Source organism: Achromobacter seleniivolatilans (genome assembly GCF_030864005.1).
Classification (GTDB): Bacteria; Pseudomonadota; Gammaproteobacteria; order Burkholderiales; family Burkholderiaceae_B; genus Achromobacter; species Achromobacter seleniivolatilans.
Genome location: NZ_CP132976.1, coordinates 4,081,698 through 4,097,525 on the forward strand (window position 1 = coordinate 4,081,698; position 15,828 = coordinate 4,097,525).

18 protein-coding genes are annotated in these 15,828 nt (G+C 61.3%); 12 read left to right on the forward strand and 6 right to left on the reverse strand.

What is annotated here, in order from left to right; translation table 11 throughout:
• Nucleotides 1–5: 5 nt before the first annotated feature.
• Both RAS12_RS18395 and RAS12_RS18400 read right to left on the reverse strand, forming a co-directional pair.
• A complete protein-coding gene (locus RAS12_RS18395) occupies nucleotides 6–698 on the reverse strand; it encodes an LrgB family protein (RefSeq protein WP_306937865.1) in 693 nt (230 codons plus the stop codon).
• A complete protein-coding gene (locus RAS12_RS18400; RefSeq protein ID WP_306937867.1) occupies nucleotides 688–1,092 on the reverse strand; it encodes a CidA/LrgA family protein in 405 nt (134 codons plus the stop codon). The genes RAS12_RS18395 and RAS12_RS18400 overlap by 11 nt, the downstream gene beginning before the upstream one ends.
• 96 nt (nucleotides 1,093–1,188) lie before the next feature.
• Between RAS12_RS18400 and RAS12_RS18405 the strand changes: the two genes are divergently transcribed.
• The 9 genes from RAS12_RS18405 to RAS12_RS18445 all read left to right on the forward strand — a co-directional run bounded on the left by RAS12_RS18405 (nucleotide 1,189) and on the right by RAS12_RS18445 (nucleotide 9,610).
• On the forward strand, nucleotides 1,189–2,076 hold the full coding sequence (locus tag RAS12_RS18405; RefSeq protein ID WP_306937869.1) for a LysR family transcriptional regulator: 888 nt from the start codon (nucleotides 1,189–1,191) through the stop codon (nucleotides 2,074–2,076).
• Nucleotides 2,077–2,152: 76 nt separating this feature from the next.
• Entirely contained in the window at nucleotides 2,153–3,052 is a 900-nt protein-coding gene (locus tag RAS12_RS18410) for an alpha/beta hydrolase (protein ID WP_306937871.1), read from the forward strand.
• Between the two features lie 185 nt (nucleotides 3,053–3,237).
• Nucleotides 3,238–4,149, forward strand: coding sequence for a dihydrodipicolinate synthase family protein (locus RAS12_RS18415; protein ID WP_306937873.1), 912 nt, complete (start codon nucleotides 3,238–3,240; stop codon nucleotides 4,147–4,149).
• A gap of 92 nt (nucleotides 4,150–4,241) precedes the next feature.
• Nucleotides 4,242–4,997: an ABC transporter ATP-binding protein gene (locus RAS12_RS18420; protein WP_306937876.1), complete on the forward strand. Its 756-nt coding sequence runs from the start codon at nucleotides 4,242–4,244 to the stop codon at nucleotides 4,995–4,997.
• Nucleotides 4,990–5,715 (forward strand): ABC transporter ATP-binding protein, encoded by a 726-nt coding sequence (locus RAS12_RS18425; RefSeq protein WP_306937877.1) that lies wholly within the window; start codon nucleotides 4,990–4,992, stop codon nucleotides 5,713–5,715. The genes RAS12_RS18420 and RAS12_RS18425 overlap by 8 nt, the downstream gene beginning before the upstream one ends.
• Before the next feature lie 58 nt (nucleotides 5,716–5,773).
• Complete coding sequence (locus RAS12_RS18430) at nucleotides 5,774–6,979, forward strand: ABC transporter substrate-binding protein (protein ID WP_306937878.1); 1,206 nt, start codon at nucleotides 5,774–5,776, stop codon at nucleotides 6,977–6,979.
• 111 nt (nucleotides 6,980–7,090) lie between these two features.
• Entirely contained in the window at nucleotides 7,091–7,993 is a 903-nt protein-coding gene (locus tag RAS12_RS18435) for a branched-chain amino acid ABC transporter permease (protein WP_306937879.1), read from the forward strand.
• Between the two features lies 1 nt (nucleotide 7,994).
• Entirely contained in the window at nucleotides 7,995–8,960 is a 966-nt protein-coding gene (locus RAS12_RS18440) for a branched-chain amino acid ABC transporter permease (RefSeq protein WP_306937880.1), read from the forward strand.
• Complete coding sequence (locus tag RAS12_RS18445) at nucleotides 8,960–9,610, forward strand: GntR family transcriptional regulator (protein WP_306937881.1); 651 nt, start codon at nucleotides 8,960–8,962, stop codon at nucleotides 9,608–9,610. The genes RAS12_RS18440 and RAS12_RS18445 overlap by 1 nt, the downstream gene beginning before the upstream one ends.
• On the opposite strand, the gene RAS12_RS18450 is transcribed toward RAS12_RS18445, so the two are convergent.
• Nucleotides 9,585–10,082, reverse strand: a complete 498-nt coding sequence (locus RAS12_RS18450; protein ID WP_306937883.1) for a multidrug/biocide efflux PACE transporter — start codon at nucleotides 10,080–10,082, stop codon at nucleotides 9,585–9,587. The genes RAS12_RS18445 and RAS12_RS18450 overlap by 26 nt on opposite strands.
• 121 nt (nucleotides 10,083–10,203) lie before the next feature.
• Between RAS12_RS18450 and RAS12_RS18455 the strand changes: the two genes are divergently transcribed.
• Nucleotides 10,204–11,109 carry a LysR family transcriptional regulator gene (locus tag RAS12_RS18455; RefSeq protein ID WP_306937885.1) on the forward strand — a complete coding sequence of 302 codons (906 nt, stop codon included), beginning with the start codon at nucleotides 10,204–10,206 and terminating at the stop codon, nucleotides 11,107–11,109.
• On the opposite strand, the gene RAS12_RS18460 is transcribed toward RAS12_RS18455, so the two are convergent.
• On the reverse strand, nucleotides 11,089–11,904 hold the full coding sequence (locus RAS12_RS18460; protein ID WP_306937887.1) for a ChbG/HpnK family deacetylase: 816 nt from the start codon (nucleotides 11,902–11,904) through the stop codon (nucleotides 11,089–11,091). The genes RAS12_RS18455 and RAS12_RS18460 overlap by 21 nt on opposite strands.
• Nucleotides 11,905–11,940: 36 nt before the next feature.
• Between RAS12_RS18460 and RAS12_RS18465 the strand changes: the two genes are divergently transcribed.
• The gene (locus RAS12_RS18465; protein ID WP_306937889.1) at nucleotides 11,941–12,336 is read left to right on the forward strand and encodes a GtrA family protein; all 396 of its coding nucleotides are present in this window, start codon (nucleotides 11,941–11,943) and stop codon (nucleotides 12,334–12,336) included.
• On the opposite strand, the gene RAS12_RS18470 is transcribed toward RAS12_RS18465, so the two are convergent.
• Both RAS12_RS18470 and RAS12_RS18475 read right to left on the reverse strand, forming a co-directional pair.
• The gene (locus RAS12_RS18470; protein ID WP_306937891.1) at nucleotides 12,296–13,879 is read right to left on the reverse strand and encodes a glycosyltransferase family 39 protein; all 1,584 of its coding nucleotides are present in this window, start codon (nucleotides 13,877–13,879) and stop codon (nucleotides 12,296–12,298) included. The two genes, RAS12_RS18465 and RAS12_RS18470, sit on opposite strands and share 41 nt — an antisense overlap.
• Before the next feature lies 1 nt (nucleotide 13,880).
• Complete coding sequence (locus RAS12_RS18475; RefSeq protein ID WP_306937893.1) at nucleotides 13,881–14,933, reverse strand: glycosyltransferase family 2 protein; 1,053 nt, start codon at nucleotides 14,931–14,933, stop codon at nucleotides 13,881–13,883.
• A 270-nt stretch (nucleotides 14,934–15,203) separates the two neighbouring features.
• Between RAS12_RS18475 and RAS12_RS18480 the strand changes: the two genes are divergently transcribed.
• On the forward strand, nucleotides 15,204–15,698 hold the full coding sequence (locus tag RAS12_RS18480; protein WP_306951509.1) for a GNAT family N-acetyltransferase: 495 nt from the start codon (nucleotides 15,204–15,206) through the stop codon (nucleotides 15,696–15,698).
• The last annotated feature ends 130 nt before the right edge of the window (nucleotides 15,699–15,828 follow it).

Below are 15,828 nucleotides of genomic sequence, written 5' to 3' on the forward strand. Positions count from 1 at the left end.
CTGCGTCAGGCCAGCAGGCCGGCGACGACTGCGGGGGTGATCAACACGTTGAACAAACCCGCCATCACCATGACCAAGCCCGCGACGGCGCCTTCATCGGCTGCCAGCTCGCGGGCTTTTGCTGTTCCGGCGCCGTGCGCGCCCATGCCAAACAACGCCCCCCTAGCCAAAGCGGAACGTAGCGGCAGCCATTGACGCATCAGTTGACCGATCGCCGCGCCAAATACGCCCGTCACGATGACGAATACGGCAGTCAGATCGGGCACACCGCCCACATGAGACGACACGGCAATAGCAAAGGGAGTGGCGACCGAGCGCGGCAGCAGGCTCAAGCGCAGGTCGGGCGGCAGATCCAGCAGGCTGCCCAGCACCCAGGCGCTGACTCCCGCGATCAGGCTGCCTACCGCAACGCCCGCGGCCAGCACCGGCCAGTAGCGGCGGATCAATGCGCGCTGCTCAAACAGCGGCAGGGCAAAGGCCACGATGACCGGCCCCAGCATCGCCATCAGCCAGTGCGAGCCGGACATATAGTCCCGGTAGCCGGTGTGCAAAGCGATGGCCAGAGCCAATAGCAGTGCCGGTGCGATCACCAGAGTGGACGTCCACCAATAGGCATAGCGCCGGTAGATCAGGCGTGCACAGACGTATGCCAGCACCGTCGCCACAGGCCAGAAAAACAGGTTGAACTCAAGCGGCATGGCGGTTCATCCAGCGGTAGCAAAGGTCGATGGTCAGCGCGGTGCCGGCCATGACGAGCATGGTCCCGAGTGCAATGACGGTCAGCAACTTTATCCCCAGCAACCCCAGGAATTCGCGGTGATCCAGCAGCGACATGACAGCCGGCACAAAGAACAGCAGCATCTCGCCCAGCAATAAGCTCGCGCCGCGCTGCACGTTGCGCACCCGCAGGCGCCGGGTTGCCAGCAGGATCAGCATCAGCGCCATGCCGATCACGCCGCCGGGCACGGGCAAGTCCAAGAATGTCACCATGGCTTGGCCAGCCAGAGAAAACAGAACGATGATGGCGATTTGCAGCGCGCGGCTGCGGCGCAGCGCGTTGCGCAAAACAATGACGGTACGAAGGCGAGGCATGAGAGGAATTCCAGCGGCAAGTCCCTGTTTTACGCCCGCGCGCACCATAGATAAAATGAATTCTAAGAATCCAATCTATTCCAAACAGGCATAACCATGGAACTGCGCCCATTACGTGCCTTGGTAGAAGTGATCCGCCAAGGCGGTTTCTCACAGGCGGCCAAGATCATCCATGCCACCCAGCCCACGATCAGCAAGGCGGTGCGTCAGTTGGAGGACGAGCTGGGCACGCCGCTACTGGACCGCCACGCGCAGCCCATACGGCTGACGGAGGCGGGCGAAATCGTCTATCGGCGAGCGCTCAGAATGTTGGCGGAACGCGACGATCTCTACGCCGAGCTGGACGATCTGAAGGGATTGAAACGCGGCGTGCTGCGTCTGGGGCTGCCTCCGCTGGGCAGCAGCTCGCTATTTGCACCGATGTTCGCGCGCTTTCGCAGCCGCTATCCAGACATTGAAATCAGCTTGGTCGAACACGGCAGCAGACGCCTTGAAGAAATGGTGATGGCGGGCGAGATTGAACTCGCTGCTTCGCTTAAACCCTTGCCGGACAACGTGGAATGGCAAGCGGTGGCGCGCGAACCGCTGGTGGCCTTATTGCCCGCAGACCACCCGCAGGCACAGGCCGAATCGACCCGTCTTGCGGATTTGCGCGATTCCCCTTTCATTCTGTTCGAGACGGGCTTTGCCTTGAACCGCATCATCCATGACGCGTGCCAGCGTGCTGGCTTTGCGCCCGTCATCGCGGCGCGTAGCGGTCAGATCGATTTCATCGTGGCGCTGGTCGCCGCCGGATTGGGCGTGGCATTTCTGCCGCGCCTGACAGTACGTGAAGCTGTGCACGCTGGAGTCAGCCGCGTACCGCTTCAAGATGCGGGCACCGATTGGGAAATGGCGCTGGTGTGGCGTCGCGGCGGCTACCTCTCCCATGCGGCGCAGGCGTGGCTGGCCTTGACCCGCGAGGTGTATCCCAACGCCGGATAGCAAGCGAGGGCCGGGTCGCACAGGCGGGAGTATGCTGGTGCCGGAACCCACACGGCCGGACACGGTCATATCTTTCATGCCCGCCCTGACCCGCCTTCTGCCCCGATTTTCCGGCCGCCGCCTGTTTGCGGCCGGTGTACTTGCAGCCGCCAGCGTCGTCGGCTGCTCGCAGCTGGATTCTTGGCAACGCCAGACCATTTTTTCACCCCAGGCCGAACCTCAGACCTGGTGGCGAGATCCCGCCGACGGTACGCAAGTCTATGACCTGGCGCTGGCCAATGGCGACAAAGTGCGCGCCTGGTATTGGCAAAGTCCCAAAGCCAATGCGCCCACCGTGCTGTACCTGCACGGGGCGCGCTGGAATCTGAACGGCAGCGCCTTCCGCATCGACGGATGGACACGCATGGGCTATTCCGTGCTGGCGATCGACTATCGCGGCTTTGGCGCATCCACACCCCGTTTGCCATCGGAAGCCAGCGCGTTGGAAGACGCCATGGCGGGCTTGAAGGAGCTGGCGCGGCTGCAACCCGACGCCAGCCGGCGTTTTGTCTACGGGCACAGTCTGGGCGGCGCCATTGCCATTGACCTTGCAGCACGTCCGGAACAGCCTGATTTTGCCGGGCTCATCGTGGAATCCAGCTTCACCAGCATCGGTGCGATGCTTGCCACGTTGCGCTGGGGCAAGTTGCCCGGCGCCAGTCTGCTGGTGACGCAGCCCTTTGACTCGGTGGATAAGCTGGCGCAAATGCACACGCCCATGCTGTTCATGCACGGCACCGCAGACCGCGTGGTGCCGCACACGATGAGCGATGAATTGTTTGCCGCTGCTCGCAATGTGGCGCCCGATCTGAAGCGGCTTGTGAAGATCGAAGGCGCTTCGCATTCGGGCGCTTTCCGCAGTGGCGCGCAATACGAAGCCGCCGTTAAAACTTTCATGCAGGACGCCACGCGGGCATACAAGCGCAAGCAAGGCTGATTTCTCTCCTGCGGTGGCATTCGCGCGCCGCGCACCCCACACATAGCAGTGCTCGCCCGCCGGGAAAACCCGCTCTCGGGAAACTCCCATATAAAAATATCTACTAAATATATTTATCGAATATTAGACTTTGGTTCTGCTCGCCGCTCCACCATTGAAGCGACGCAATCCTGAGGAGAACCCAGTTGAGTAACGTCCGTTGGCAGGGTGTATTTCCTGCCGTAACCAGTAAATTCCATGCCGACGAAACCCTCGACTTTGAAGCCATGCGCAAGCACTTCGGCTTCCTGATCGACAACGGCGTTCACGGCCTGGTCACCTGCGGCTCGCTAGGCGAAGCCAGCACCCTTACGCTTGAAGAAAAGTTGGAGGTCACGCGCTGCGCAGTGGAAGTCAGCGCCGGCCGCATCCCGGTACTGGCAAACGTGTCGGAAACCAGCACCCGCGAAGCGCTGCGCTTCATCAAGGCCGCGGTGGACCTGGGCGTAGACGGCTTCATGCTGATGCCCTCGCTGATCTACGTGGCAGACGCGCGTGAAGCCATGCAGAGCATTCGCACCATGGCGGAAGCGGCGCAAAAGCCCTGCATGATCTACAACAATCCGGTCGCCTACCGCGTCGACTTGAAGACCGAACACATGGTCGAACTGGCCGACTGCAAGTGGCTCGTCGCCATCAAGGAAAGCAGCGACGACGTGCGCCGCCTGACAGACCTGCGCAACGCGCTGGGCACGCGCTATCAGTTGTTTATTGGTGTGGACGATCTGTCGTTTGAAGCGTTGGCACTAGGCGCCGACGGCCTGCTGGCTGGACTTGTCACCGCCTTCCCCCGCGAAACGGTTGCGCTGTACGACCTGATGAAGGCCGGCAAGTGGCAAGAAGCGCTGGCGCTGTATCAATGGTTCACGCCGCTCTTGCACCTGGATGTGTCCACCAAACTGGTGCAAAACATCAAGCTGGCCGAAACACTGGCTGGCGTCGGCAATGAACATGTGCGCCGTCCGCGCTTGCCGCTGACAGGCGCCGAACGCGAACGCTGCACAGCCATCATCCAGGCCGCCCTGGCCAAGCGTCCGAAACAGTACCAATCGGCCTGAGCGGCGCAGCCCCGGACGAAGAACAACCTCTCTGGCGTGCGGCAACGCCGCCGCACGCCAGAGCCTGTCTCACTGCACGCCTATCGAACACCATGCAAAGCGACATCATCCTTCAGACCCGGGGCCTGACCAAGGAATTCCGCGGTTTCGTGGCGGTCAACAACGTCAACTTGAGCGTGCGGCGCGGCGCCATTCATGCGTTGATTGGCCCCAACGGCGCAGGAAAGACAACGTTCTTCAATCTGCTGACCAAGTTCCATATACCGACTCGCGGCGAGATCCTTTACGACGGCGTAGATATCACGCAGGAACGCCCCGCGCAGACCGCGCGCCGCGGCATCGTGCGTTCATTTCAGATATCCGCCGTGTTTCCGCAGTTGTCGGTGCGCGAGAACGTGCGCGTGGCTCTGCAACGCAAGTTGGGGGTGGACTATTGCTTCTGGCGTTCGGAAAGCACGCTGGAAAGCCTGCACCACCGCGTCGAAGAACTGCTGGACCAAGTGGGACTGCGCACGCATCTGGACGTGGCAGCGGGCGACCTGCCTTATGGCCGCAAGCGCACGCTGGAGATCGCGACCACGCTGGCGCTGGAACCCGAATTGCTGCTGCTGGACGAACCCACGCAGGGCATGGGCCACGAAGACGTCGACCGCATCAAACACTTGATCAAGCAAGTGTCGGCCGGGCGCACCATCCTGATGGTCGAACACAACATGAAAGTGGTGGCGGACATCTCCGACACCATCACCGTATTGCAACGGGGCGAGATTCTGGCCGAAGGCCCCTACGCCACCGTGTCGGAAAACCCGGCGGTGCGCGAGGCCTACATGGGAGCCGAAGATGAGTGAAGCCGTGGCCGGCGCATCCGCCAGCATGCTGGAGATCCGCAACCTGCACGCCTGGTACGGCGAATCGCACATCCTGCATGGGATCGACCTGGACGTGAAGCCGGGTGAGTGCATCACGCTGTTAGGCCGCAACGGCGCAGGCCGCAGCTCGACATTGAAATCCATATTGGGATTGGTGGGCCGCCGCAGCGGCTCCATCAAGATCGAAGGGCAGGAAACCGTAGGCCTGCCCACCCACAAGATCGCGCGCCGAGGCATTGGTTATTGCCCCGAAGAGCGCGGCATCTATGCGTCGTTGACCGCCGAAGAAAACCTCATGCTGCTGCCCTCGGTGGGGCCGGACGGCATGTCGGTGGAGGAGATCTACAAGATGTTCCCCAACCTGAAAGAGCGTGCGCACAGCCCCGGCACGCGCTTGTCGGGTGGCGAGCAGCAGATGCTGGCAATGGCGCGCATCTTGCGCACCGGCGCCCGCTTGCTGTTGCTGGATGAAATCACGGAAGGCCTGGCCCCTGTCATCGTGCAGTCGCTGGGCCGTGTGATCCGGCAATTGAAAGAGCGCGGCTACACCACCGTGCTGGTCGAACAGAACTTCCGTTTCGCCCAGCACCTGGCAGACCGTCATTACGTCATCGAACACGGTCAAGTGGTTGCCGTGATCGACCGCGCCGAGGTCCAGCAATCGCAGGAAAGGCTGAACGCTTTGCTCGGCATTTGATATCCCCGCCGTATTCCTTCCGACCGCAGTCCCCCCTTCCTACACGGAGCGTAGTCAGATGAAATTGAATCAAATCGCAGTAGCGTTGCTGGCCTTGAGCACAGCTGGCGCGGTTCACGCCCAAGCCAAGATCAGCGACGATGTCGTCAAGATTGGCGTGCTGACCGACTTGTCCGGTGTGTATTCCGATCTGGCGGGCAACGGCTCCGTGATCGCTGCCCGCCTGGCGGCCGAAGAGATGGGCAACAAGGTGTTGGGCAAGCCGGTGGAAGTGGTGGCTGCCGATCACCAGAACAAGCCCGACGTGGCGGCCAACCTGGCGCGCGAATGGTTCGACCAGGGCAAGGTGGACATGATCACCGACTTCCCCACCGCATCCACCGCGCTGGCCGTGATGGAAATCGCAAAGCAGAAGAATCGCGTGACCATGCCGTCCGCCGGCCTGTCCACGGCGATCCTGGGCGAAAAGTGCTCGCCGCTCAACGCGCAATGGACGACCAACACCTACGCGCTGGCCGCCGGCACCGCGCGCGCACTGGTCAAGGAAGGCAAGAAGACCTGGTACTTCATCACGGCCGACTACACCTTTGGCCACTCGCTCGAAAAAGATGCGACCGAAGTGATCAAGGAGAACGGAGGCACGGTGGTGGGAGTGTCGCGCCACCCCTTCCCCGGCAATGATTTCTCGTCGTTCCTATTGAAGGCCCAGGCATCCAAGGCGGACGTGATTGCGCTGGCCAACGCCGGCAATGACACCGTCAACGCCGTCAAGCAGGCCAACGAATTCGGCATCAACAAGAAGCAGATCGTCGCGCCGCTGCTGACCTATATTTCGGACGTGCACAGCATGGGCCTGCCCAAGGCGCAGGGCATGTACCTGACCGAAGCCTTTTATTGGGACTATGACGACGCTTCGCGCGCCTGGGCCAAGAAGTTCTTCGAGAAGGCCAAGAAAATGCCGACGGCCTCTCAAGCCGGCGTCTATTCGGCCACCTTGTCCTATCTGAAAGCGATCGAAGCCGCAGGCACGGATGACGCGCCCACCGTCATGGCCAAGCTGCGCGAAATGACGATCAATGACGCAGTGATCCGCAACGGCAAGCTGCGTGCGGACGGCGCGCTGGTGCATGACATGCTGCTTCTGCAAGTGAAGACGCCGGCTGAATCCAAGGCGCCTTGGGACTACTACAACGTGAAGTCCGTGTTGAAGGGCGAAGAGGTCTTCCCCAAGCCCCAAGCCGCGTGCGCGTTGAATAAGACGTAAAGCCCAAGCCGCGCGCCGGGCGCCCAGCCCGGCGCGTCCGCCCTGTGCGCGGCTTGTCTTGCCGCCGCGCACGTCCCGGAACCCGACGCGCTCAACCGCCTGCCGCCCACTATGTTCGACATCTCACTTCCCGCCCTGCTCGCCCAACTGCTCGTGGGGCTGATCAATGGCTGCTTCTACGCCATCCTGAGCATGGGGCTGGCCATCATTTTTGGCCTGCTCAATATCGTCAACTTCACGCATGGCGCCCAGTTCATGATGGCGGCGTTTCTGGCGTGGATCGGCTTCACGCAGTTGCCACAGCTGTTGGGACCCGGCGTACAGATCAACTTCTGGGCGGCGCTGATCATAGCTCCCCTGCTTGTAGGCGCAGTAGGCGTCCTGATCGAAAAGACGTTGCTCAAGCGTCTGTATCACCTGGATCACTTGTACGGACTGCTGCTGACGTTCGGGATCGCGCTGATGATGGAAGGCGGCTTCCGCTATTTCTACGGCATCTCGGGCGTGGGCTACGAACCGCCGGAAATCCTGCAAGGCGGGTTTGACCTGGGCTTCATGTTTCTGCCTGCCTATCGCGGTTTTGTCGTGGTGGCATCGCTGACGCTGTGTTTCGCCACTTGGTATCTGTTCGAACGCACCCGTCTGGGCGCCATGCTGCGCGCCGGCACCGAGAATCCGAAGCTGCTGCAAGCCTTCGGAGTGAACGTGCCGGTGATGATTACCCTGACCTACGGCTTTGGTGTGGCGCTGGCTGGGGTGGCGGGTGTATTGGCCGCTCCCGTCATGCAAATCAATCCGCTGATGGGCTCGAACCTGTTGAACATCGTTTTCGCCGTGGTGGTGATCGGGGGCCTGGGCTCCATCATGGGTGCCATCGTCACCGGCCTGGCGCTGGGCCTGCTGGAAGGGTTGACCAAAGTGTTCTATCCCGAAGCATCCACCGTGGTCGTATTTATCGTGATGGCCATCGTTTTGCTGATGCGCCCCGCTGGCCTTTTCGGCAAGGAGAAATAAGGTGCCGCGCATCCCTCTTTCGATCCGCATTCTTGCGCTGCTGGTGGTGCCTGCGCTGCTAGTGCCGTTCTTTCCGCAAGTGGTCTACCCCGTATTTGTCATGAAGGTGCTCTGCTTTGCGCTGTTTGCACTGGCCTTCAATCTGCTGACGGGTTTTACCGGTCTGGTTTCTTTCGGCCATGCCGCCTTCTTCGGATGGGCTGGCTACGCGGCTGGCGAAATGATGATTCTGTTCGGCGCTCGCGGCCTGCCTCCTGAAATTGCCATTCTCTGCGGCGTGGCGATGGCCGCTGCCATCGGCTATGCGATCGGCTGGCTTGCGATCCGGCGCACCGGGATCTATTTCGCGATGATCACGCTGGCCTTGTCGCAAGTGGCGTACTTCATGGCGGTGCAGGTGGGCTGGACGCGGGGCGAAGACGGCATGCAAGGCATTCCGCGCGGCAAGTTTCTGGGCCTGGTGGACCTGAGCGTGGACACCAATATGTATTACTTCTCACTGGCCGTGTTTGTTCTGGGCTTTCTGTTCGTCTACCGGGTGATCCATTCGCCATTCGGCCAAGTGCTAAAGACCATTCGGGACAACGCGCCGCGCGCTATTTCGCTAGGTTACGATACGGATCGGTGCAAGCTGCTGGCCTTTGTGCTGTCCGCCTCGGTTGCCGGTCTGGCCGGCTCGCTCAAGGCGCTGGTGCTTCAGTTGGTGGCGCTGAACGACGTGTCGCTCGCAACCTCTACCGAAGTGTTGCTGATGACGCTGTTGGGCGGCATCGGCACGGTGTGGGGCCCCGTGGTGGGCGCGACGCTGGTCGTCAGTCTGCAAAACTATCTTGCCACCCTGGGCGATGTCGTCACCATCGTCATCGGGCTGATTTTCGTGTTGTGCGTGTCGTTCTTCCGGCGCGGGTTCGTCGGCGAATGGCTGGCCTACACGCAGTGGCGCAAAACGAAGGAAAATAATAATTGATGGCAGGAGCAGAACCCAAACGGCGCGCCGCGGATGTCGCCTACGACCAGATCGAAAGCATGATCGCCACGCTGCAATTGCAGCCCGGCAGTGCGGTGGTAGAAGCGGATCTGGTGGAAAAAACCGGGCTGGGGCGCACGCCCTTGCGCGAGGCGCTGCTGCGCATGGTGGCCGCGGGCCTCATTCGCCAAGAGCCCCGGCGGGGCTTGCGCGTGTCCGTGATCCAACTGGCGGATCACATGGACCTTATCCAGACCCGTCGCGCCCTGGAGCAATTGATCGCGGCCAGCGCGGCGCGGCGTGCCACACCCGTGCAACGCACCCAAATTGTGGATTGCGCGGCGCAGATGATCCGCGCCGCCGAAGGCGGCAATCTGGACGACTATATGCACGCCGATCAGTTGCTGGATCACGTCTGCCACGCCGCCAGCCGCAACGTGTCAGCCGTGAATGCGGTAGAGCCGCTGATCATTCAGTGCCGGCGCTTCTGGTACGCCTATCAGCACGAGGGCGATGTCGCCGAAGGCGCCCGCCGCCACATGCTGATGGCCGAAGGCATCGCCACCGGCAATGAATCCGCGGCCATCAAAGGCGCGGATTCATTGATGGATTACCTGGAAATGTTCACGCGCAAGGTGATTGATGCGTGACCGTAGCGGTGGCCGTAACGGCCGCTGCCTCTACCTTGCCCCGGCCCAGCCATTGCATGACGCGCGGACGTGAGCGGTCATAGGCCAGGTTGTAGAAAAAGGCGTATGGCAGGTAGAACAGTACCAGGGCGATGTCGAGCACGAAGGCTTCCCAGAGGCTGATACTGAGCCACCAGGCCGCCAGCGGGATCACAATCAGGATCAGGCCCAGCTCAAAGCCAAACGCGTGCACCACGCGCAAGCGCAGATTGCGGGTCCAGCCCATGCGGTTCTCGATGCGGTCAAAGCCCGCGTTGTAAATCATGTTCCAGACCAGCGCGATCCAGGCGATGACTGCGGTCAGCACCCCCATCTCAAACAGGGATTTGCCCATGGCCCAAGCGGCTGCTGGCGCGCAGATGCCGATGGCGAGAATCTCGAATAAAAAGGCGTGGAAAAAGCGTTCTTTAAGGGTTTTCTTGGCTTGCGTCATGACCCACCTGCGGTCGGTTTCTACAAAGTGGAAGCGATTTTCGACGATATTTCCGGTACGATAAAGATAATATCCATCGGAAAAACCGATACTCCGCCACCCGCCATCAGGTTGCCCCCCAATGCGCCACTCCCTGGAATCGCTAGCCGCTTTTGCGCAGGTCGCCTCCGAAGGCACGTTTTCAGCAGCGGCGCGCAAGCTGGGCAAGAGCCAATCCACCATCAGCGAAACCATCGCCAACCTGGAGGTGGACCTGAACGTCACGCTGTTTGACCGCAGCCAGCGTCAGCCAGCGTTGACCCCGGCAGGCCAGATCCTGCTGGGACAGGCTTTGCAAGTCTTGGCCGCCAATGACCGCCTAAACCGCAGTGCCAGCCAGTTGTCCGAAGGGCTGGAACCCCGTCTTACCGTGGTGCTGTCCGACACCTTCCAGTCGCAGACCTTCGAAACGATGCTTAGTCAGATCGACCGGCGCTACCCGGCGCTGCGCTTTGAATGTTTGATCGCGGAATACGAGGACGTGGTGGCGTTGGTGCAGCAGGGGCGCGCGCATCTGGGGCTGATGGCCGCGCAGGACAGTTATCCGCCCGATGTCGCGCACGCGACCTTGGCGGACCTGTCTGAGATTGTGCTGTGCGTGGGCCGCAGCCATCCACTGGCAGGCAAAACCCGCGTTACGGACGATGAGCTGAAGGCCGAACGAGAACTGCGCTTGAGCACCTATGAGCTTGACGACAAGGATGCAGCGCCTTCACATTCGACCTGGTCGGCGCCCGGATATCTGATGCTGCTTGAAATGGCCAGTCTGGGATTTGGCTGGGCCGAACTGCCACGCTGGATGATCCAGCGCTTTGGCCGCGACCAACTGGTGGAACTGACCGTGCCCGGCTGGCCGCGGCATATCCGAGTCGATGCGGTGTGGTCCACCCGCCGCGCGCTAGGCCCCGCTGGCGCGTGGCTGCTGCAAAGCCTGACGCAAGATTCAATCAATGCGCCAGCAGAACCATCAATGGGCGACGGCGCTTAGCCGCGCAATGCGCACGCCATTGGCGCTTAACCAGTCGCCCAGCTTGGGCGAGGTCAGCACGTCGAACTCGGCCCGGCGCTGCCGCGACATCGCACTGCCTTCCTTGCTATCCGCCGCAGGGTGGCACATCAGCAGATCACCATCCCGCGCATTGAACAGCCAGTTCTGCAACAGATCGGCGTAGCGGCGTTTGCCGCCTTCAAAACCATACACACCCAGCAGACGGCGATTGGTCCGCACACCTTCCTTGCTTGCTTGGCGCGCCAATGCCCCCGCCCCCAAAGCACCGATGATGCGAGCTTTGATCGACTCTTTAAGGGGGATACCGCAAAGCATGCCCGGCGTTGTTTGACGCAGCCAGGGCCGGGCATCGCCGTAGCGCTGCTTTAACTGCAACAGCACACGTTCCCTGATGCCGGGCAATTGATGTACGTGCTGATGGCCATCGACGTAATCCGGGGCTCGACCCAATACGGCTTCCACCGCATCGAATTGAAGATTCAGTTGTGCATCGATCCAGTCAGGATCGAGCCGGCCGGTGTAAGCGCGCAGGATCAATCCGCGCAAAGACGGCATGGGGGCAGCATCCGCAGTGAGCTGTTCAGAGAAATTCAGGTGCAAGCCGATGTCCACATTCATCTGCGCCAATTGGCGCGCATTCGAAGAGAATGTTGGCCCCAGAGACAAGCAGCTGACCGCACTGATACGGCCCATGCTGGCCAGCGTAAGCATCCCTTCATCGATGTCGGCATTCATGCCAAAATCGTCACCGCAAACCACGATACGCTTGCTCATTGACCCACCTAGAGTTTTCATTCCACCACACCCTACATGCGCGCCCTGCTGCAACAAATCAGCCTGTTCATCGCCGTCGGATGCGCCGCTGCCGCAACCCACTGGGCGGTGGCGGTTGGCTGTGTCGAAGCCTTCGGCATCGCTCCGCTCGCCGCCAACCTGGTGGGCTGGCTGGTCGCTTTTGTGGTTTCGTTCTACGGTCACTACCGGCTCACTTTCAGACTTTCCAAAACGCCTTGGACCATAGCAGTCCGTCGTTTCTTTCTCATTTCAGCGGCCGGATTCATCATCAATGAATCCGCCTATGCGCTGTTGCTGCATACCACTGCCATCCCCTATGACCTCTTGCTGGCCCTGATTTTGATCGGACTGGCGTTTGTGACCTTTATCGCTAGCCGGCTTTGGGCGTTCCGCCACAAACCCGCTGCCTGAAAGCCTCGTCCACATCCACTCGCCACATCACGTATTTCACGCTGCTGGCCGCGGGCGCCAAGCCTTGCAGCGGCGCATAGCGGGCGCCATCCGCACGCGAACCCCAGATCCAGTAGCGTGAGCCTTCGGGCGCTGCGCACAACCGCGTATTGAAGTCCGCTACGCTGACCAGGATCTCTTTGCCCGTTATCGGGTCGAACTTCGCAGCGTCGTACAGTTCTTTACGCCAGTTGTCCCGCACGGGCACATCCGCGCTGAGCCAGTCATCCACTACCCAGGACGGCCTGGCCGCTCGGGCATACAGCGCCAGATCGAAGGGGTAGGTATGCAGCGACACGAAGGTATCGTCTGGACGCGCCTGCGCCCGGACGACCTGCGCCAACGGCTCGGCGCTGCCACGTGCGCTATTGGTAGCCACTCCCACTGCAATCACACATATTCCTGCCGCAACTGCCGCGCTGATACGAACCAGGCGCGAGGTAAGCCCATCGCTGCCGGCCCGCCACGCGGCCAGAATGACCTCGGCGAGTAAGAACGCCAGTGGCACCAGCGCCGGCATCACATACCCAACCAGCTTGGATTGGGGAATTGAAAAGAATGTGATCACTACTACGAACCAGATCGCGGCCAGAAGCCGCAAATCACGCGCCGGGCCTTCCGACCAGAACGCCTTGCGCATCATGCCCCCGCCCCACAGCGACCATGGCAAGCTCAGGCCCACGACAACTGGCAGATAGAACCAAAAAGGCTGGGCATTGTTGAAGCCGCTGGCCGCAAACCGCTGAAAATGCTGGTAGACGAAGAAGTAGTCGTAAAAGCCCGGAAACCGCAGTTGCATCAACACAAACCACGGCGCGGCAACGGCCACAAATACCAGCATCGCCGGCCACCACAGCAATGCGGCCAACCCTTGCCAGCGGCGGGTCCAAATCAGCCAGATCAGCAGGATTGCGCCAGGCAGCGCCAGCCCGATCAAGCCCTTTGCCAGCACCGCCAGGGCGGCCAACACCGCGGCGGCCAACGACATCCAGCGGTAAGGCTGCGCACGCTCGGCGCGCAACACGGTGTCCACGGCCGCCAACACACTCAGCGTGATCATGCCGGCAACCAGCATATCCAGGTTTGCGAATTGCGCGCCGCCGTAGAAAAACGGAAGCGTCGCAAGAATCAGCACGGTCAATGTCGCGGCAGCGTGATCGCGATACCGCCGCACAAAGCAGTACAGCGCAACGCAAGCGCCCCATGCAGCCAGCCATGAGGGCGTGCGCGCTGCCCAGGGGTGTACGCCAAACACCGAATAAGACAGCTCTGTCAGCCAGTAGTAAAGCGGCGGCTTGTGGAAATACGGCATGCCGTCCAGCAGCGGCACCGCATGCGAGCCACTGCGCAGCATGTCCCACGCCACACCGGCGTAACGACCCTCGTCGGGTAATGTCAGCGGCCGCATCCAGGCCAGCCACGCCAGCCATACGCCAACGGCAAGCAAAAACCGACCCGCCGGCGGGGTCCAATCAGAACTCGCCGGGGATAAGGCCTTGGCCATATCAGCCGGAAGCCTTGTCCGCGCCGGAGGTCCGGCCTTGACGCCTGCGCACCACGTACAGGGGACGGCCTTTCACTTCATCGAAGATCCGGGCAACGTATTCGCCCACCACTCCCAAGGAAATCAGATTGACGCCGGCAAAGAACAGCACGGCCGTGACAATCGTCGTCCACCCGGATACCTGGTTGCCTGACAATAAATACTCGCCGACAAGGTAAGCGGCGTAACCCATCGCCAATACAGCAAAGGCCACGCCCACCAAGCTAACCAGACGCAGCGGCCAGGTCGTAAATGCGGTCAAACCATCCAGTGCCAAACGGACAAGCCTCAGGCCGCTGAAGCGGCTGTCGCCATGCATGCGTTCATCAGGGGTATAGGACAGCGCTTCGCCCTTGAAGCCGACCCAGGCGTACAGGCCCTTCATAAAGCGAGTGCGCTCGGGCAAGGCAATCAGCGCGTCCACCACGCAGCGATCCATCAGGCGGAAGTCGCCTGCGTGCGCGGGCACGTCCACCCCGCGGGAGCTGCTAAGAAGTTTGTAGAACCAGCTGGCGCCGGAGCGCTTGAGCCAGGATTCATCGGCGCGGGTTTCGCGCACGGCGTAGACCATTTCGGCACCTGCCGCCCAGCGCGCCAGCATTTGCTCGATAAGCGCGGGGGGATGCTGCAGATCGGCATCCAGACAGATCACCGCATTGCCTGCGGCGGCTTCCAGGCCTGCGCTGAGTGCCGCTTCCTTGCCAAAATTGCGGGACAGTTGCACATAGCGAAAACCTTCGTGCTGCGTCCATTCCGCCATGAGCGCCTCTGTGCCGTCCGTGCTGCCGTCGTCGGACACGATGATTTCCCAACTAGTGCACAACGCCGCCAGGCGGCTACGCAGCAACGGCAGCAGAACACGCAGGTTTTCAGCTTCGTTCAGGCAAGGGATGACGCAAGTCACGCAAGTGTCATATGGCACAGGCGCAGCCCTTGAAGACCACAACGACTCCAACGGATACGTTTTGGTCAGCACTTGCTGCGGAATCGGATGGGACCGGAATTGGGTGTGCATAGGACTTTGGCTTCGGAATACAGGACTCTATGGCATGCAGTATGCGGATGGCCTCGTCGAATTTTCATGAAATACAACGCGCGGCTGCTGATGCCAGTAAGTCCACCGAATTCTAGATTTCAGGACCGGAAAATTTATGAAGTGCAGTGCAGCGCCCGTGAATCTCTGTCCCTGATTTGTGAAGCCTCGTAAAGCGGCCTGCGCCCGCCCCCGTTAAACTTCCCCTAGTTTTTGTTTACGCAGGTTGCTATGCAATACCGTGTCCGCCCTATGCTGGCCAGCGACGTGGACGGCATCTTGGATGCCCAAACCCTGGCTTATCCCGACTTTCTTCTGGAAAGCGCAGAGTTCTTCCTAAACCGGCTGGCGCTGGCACCCGCCCATTGCTGGATCGCGAGCGCTTCCGGGCACGAGGGCGTGCTGGGTTATTTGATTTCCTACCCCTGGGACGCTGGATTGCCGCCCGCCCTGGGCGTATCCCTGGCCGTGCTGCCCGACCATGCCGATCATTGGTTTCTGCACGACTGCGCGGTTGTGCCTGCGGCCCAAGGATTGGGCGTGGGCCAGGCGCTGCTGCGGACCGCCGCCACACAAGCCATGGATCAGGGCTTGCACCGGGCGAGCCTGGTCTCGCTGGAATCGGCCGTAGGCTATTGGCTGCGCCATGGCTACGTCCCCATTACCGGCCAGGACGACGCACTGACTGAAAAGCTGGCGGGCTATGGGCCAGAGGCCCGCTACATGTCGCGCAGCTTTCCGCTGTAGCCCTCTTTCCCAAGGCGCCCAGGTCTCCTGTCGCTAACGCCCGGCGCGGCCTGACCGTGCCGCTGCACGATGGCGCCGAAGAGGGATTGGCGGCATTGGAACTTGCCAAACCGCGATGATCCCGGATGCG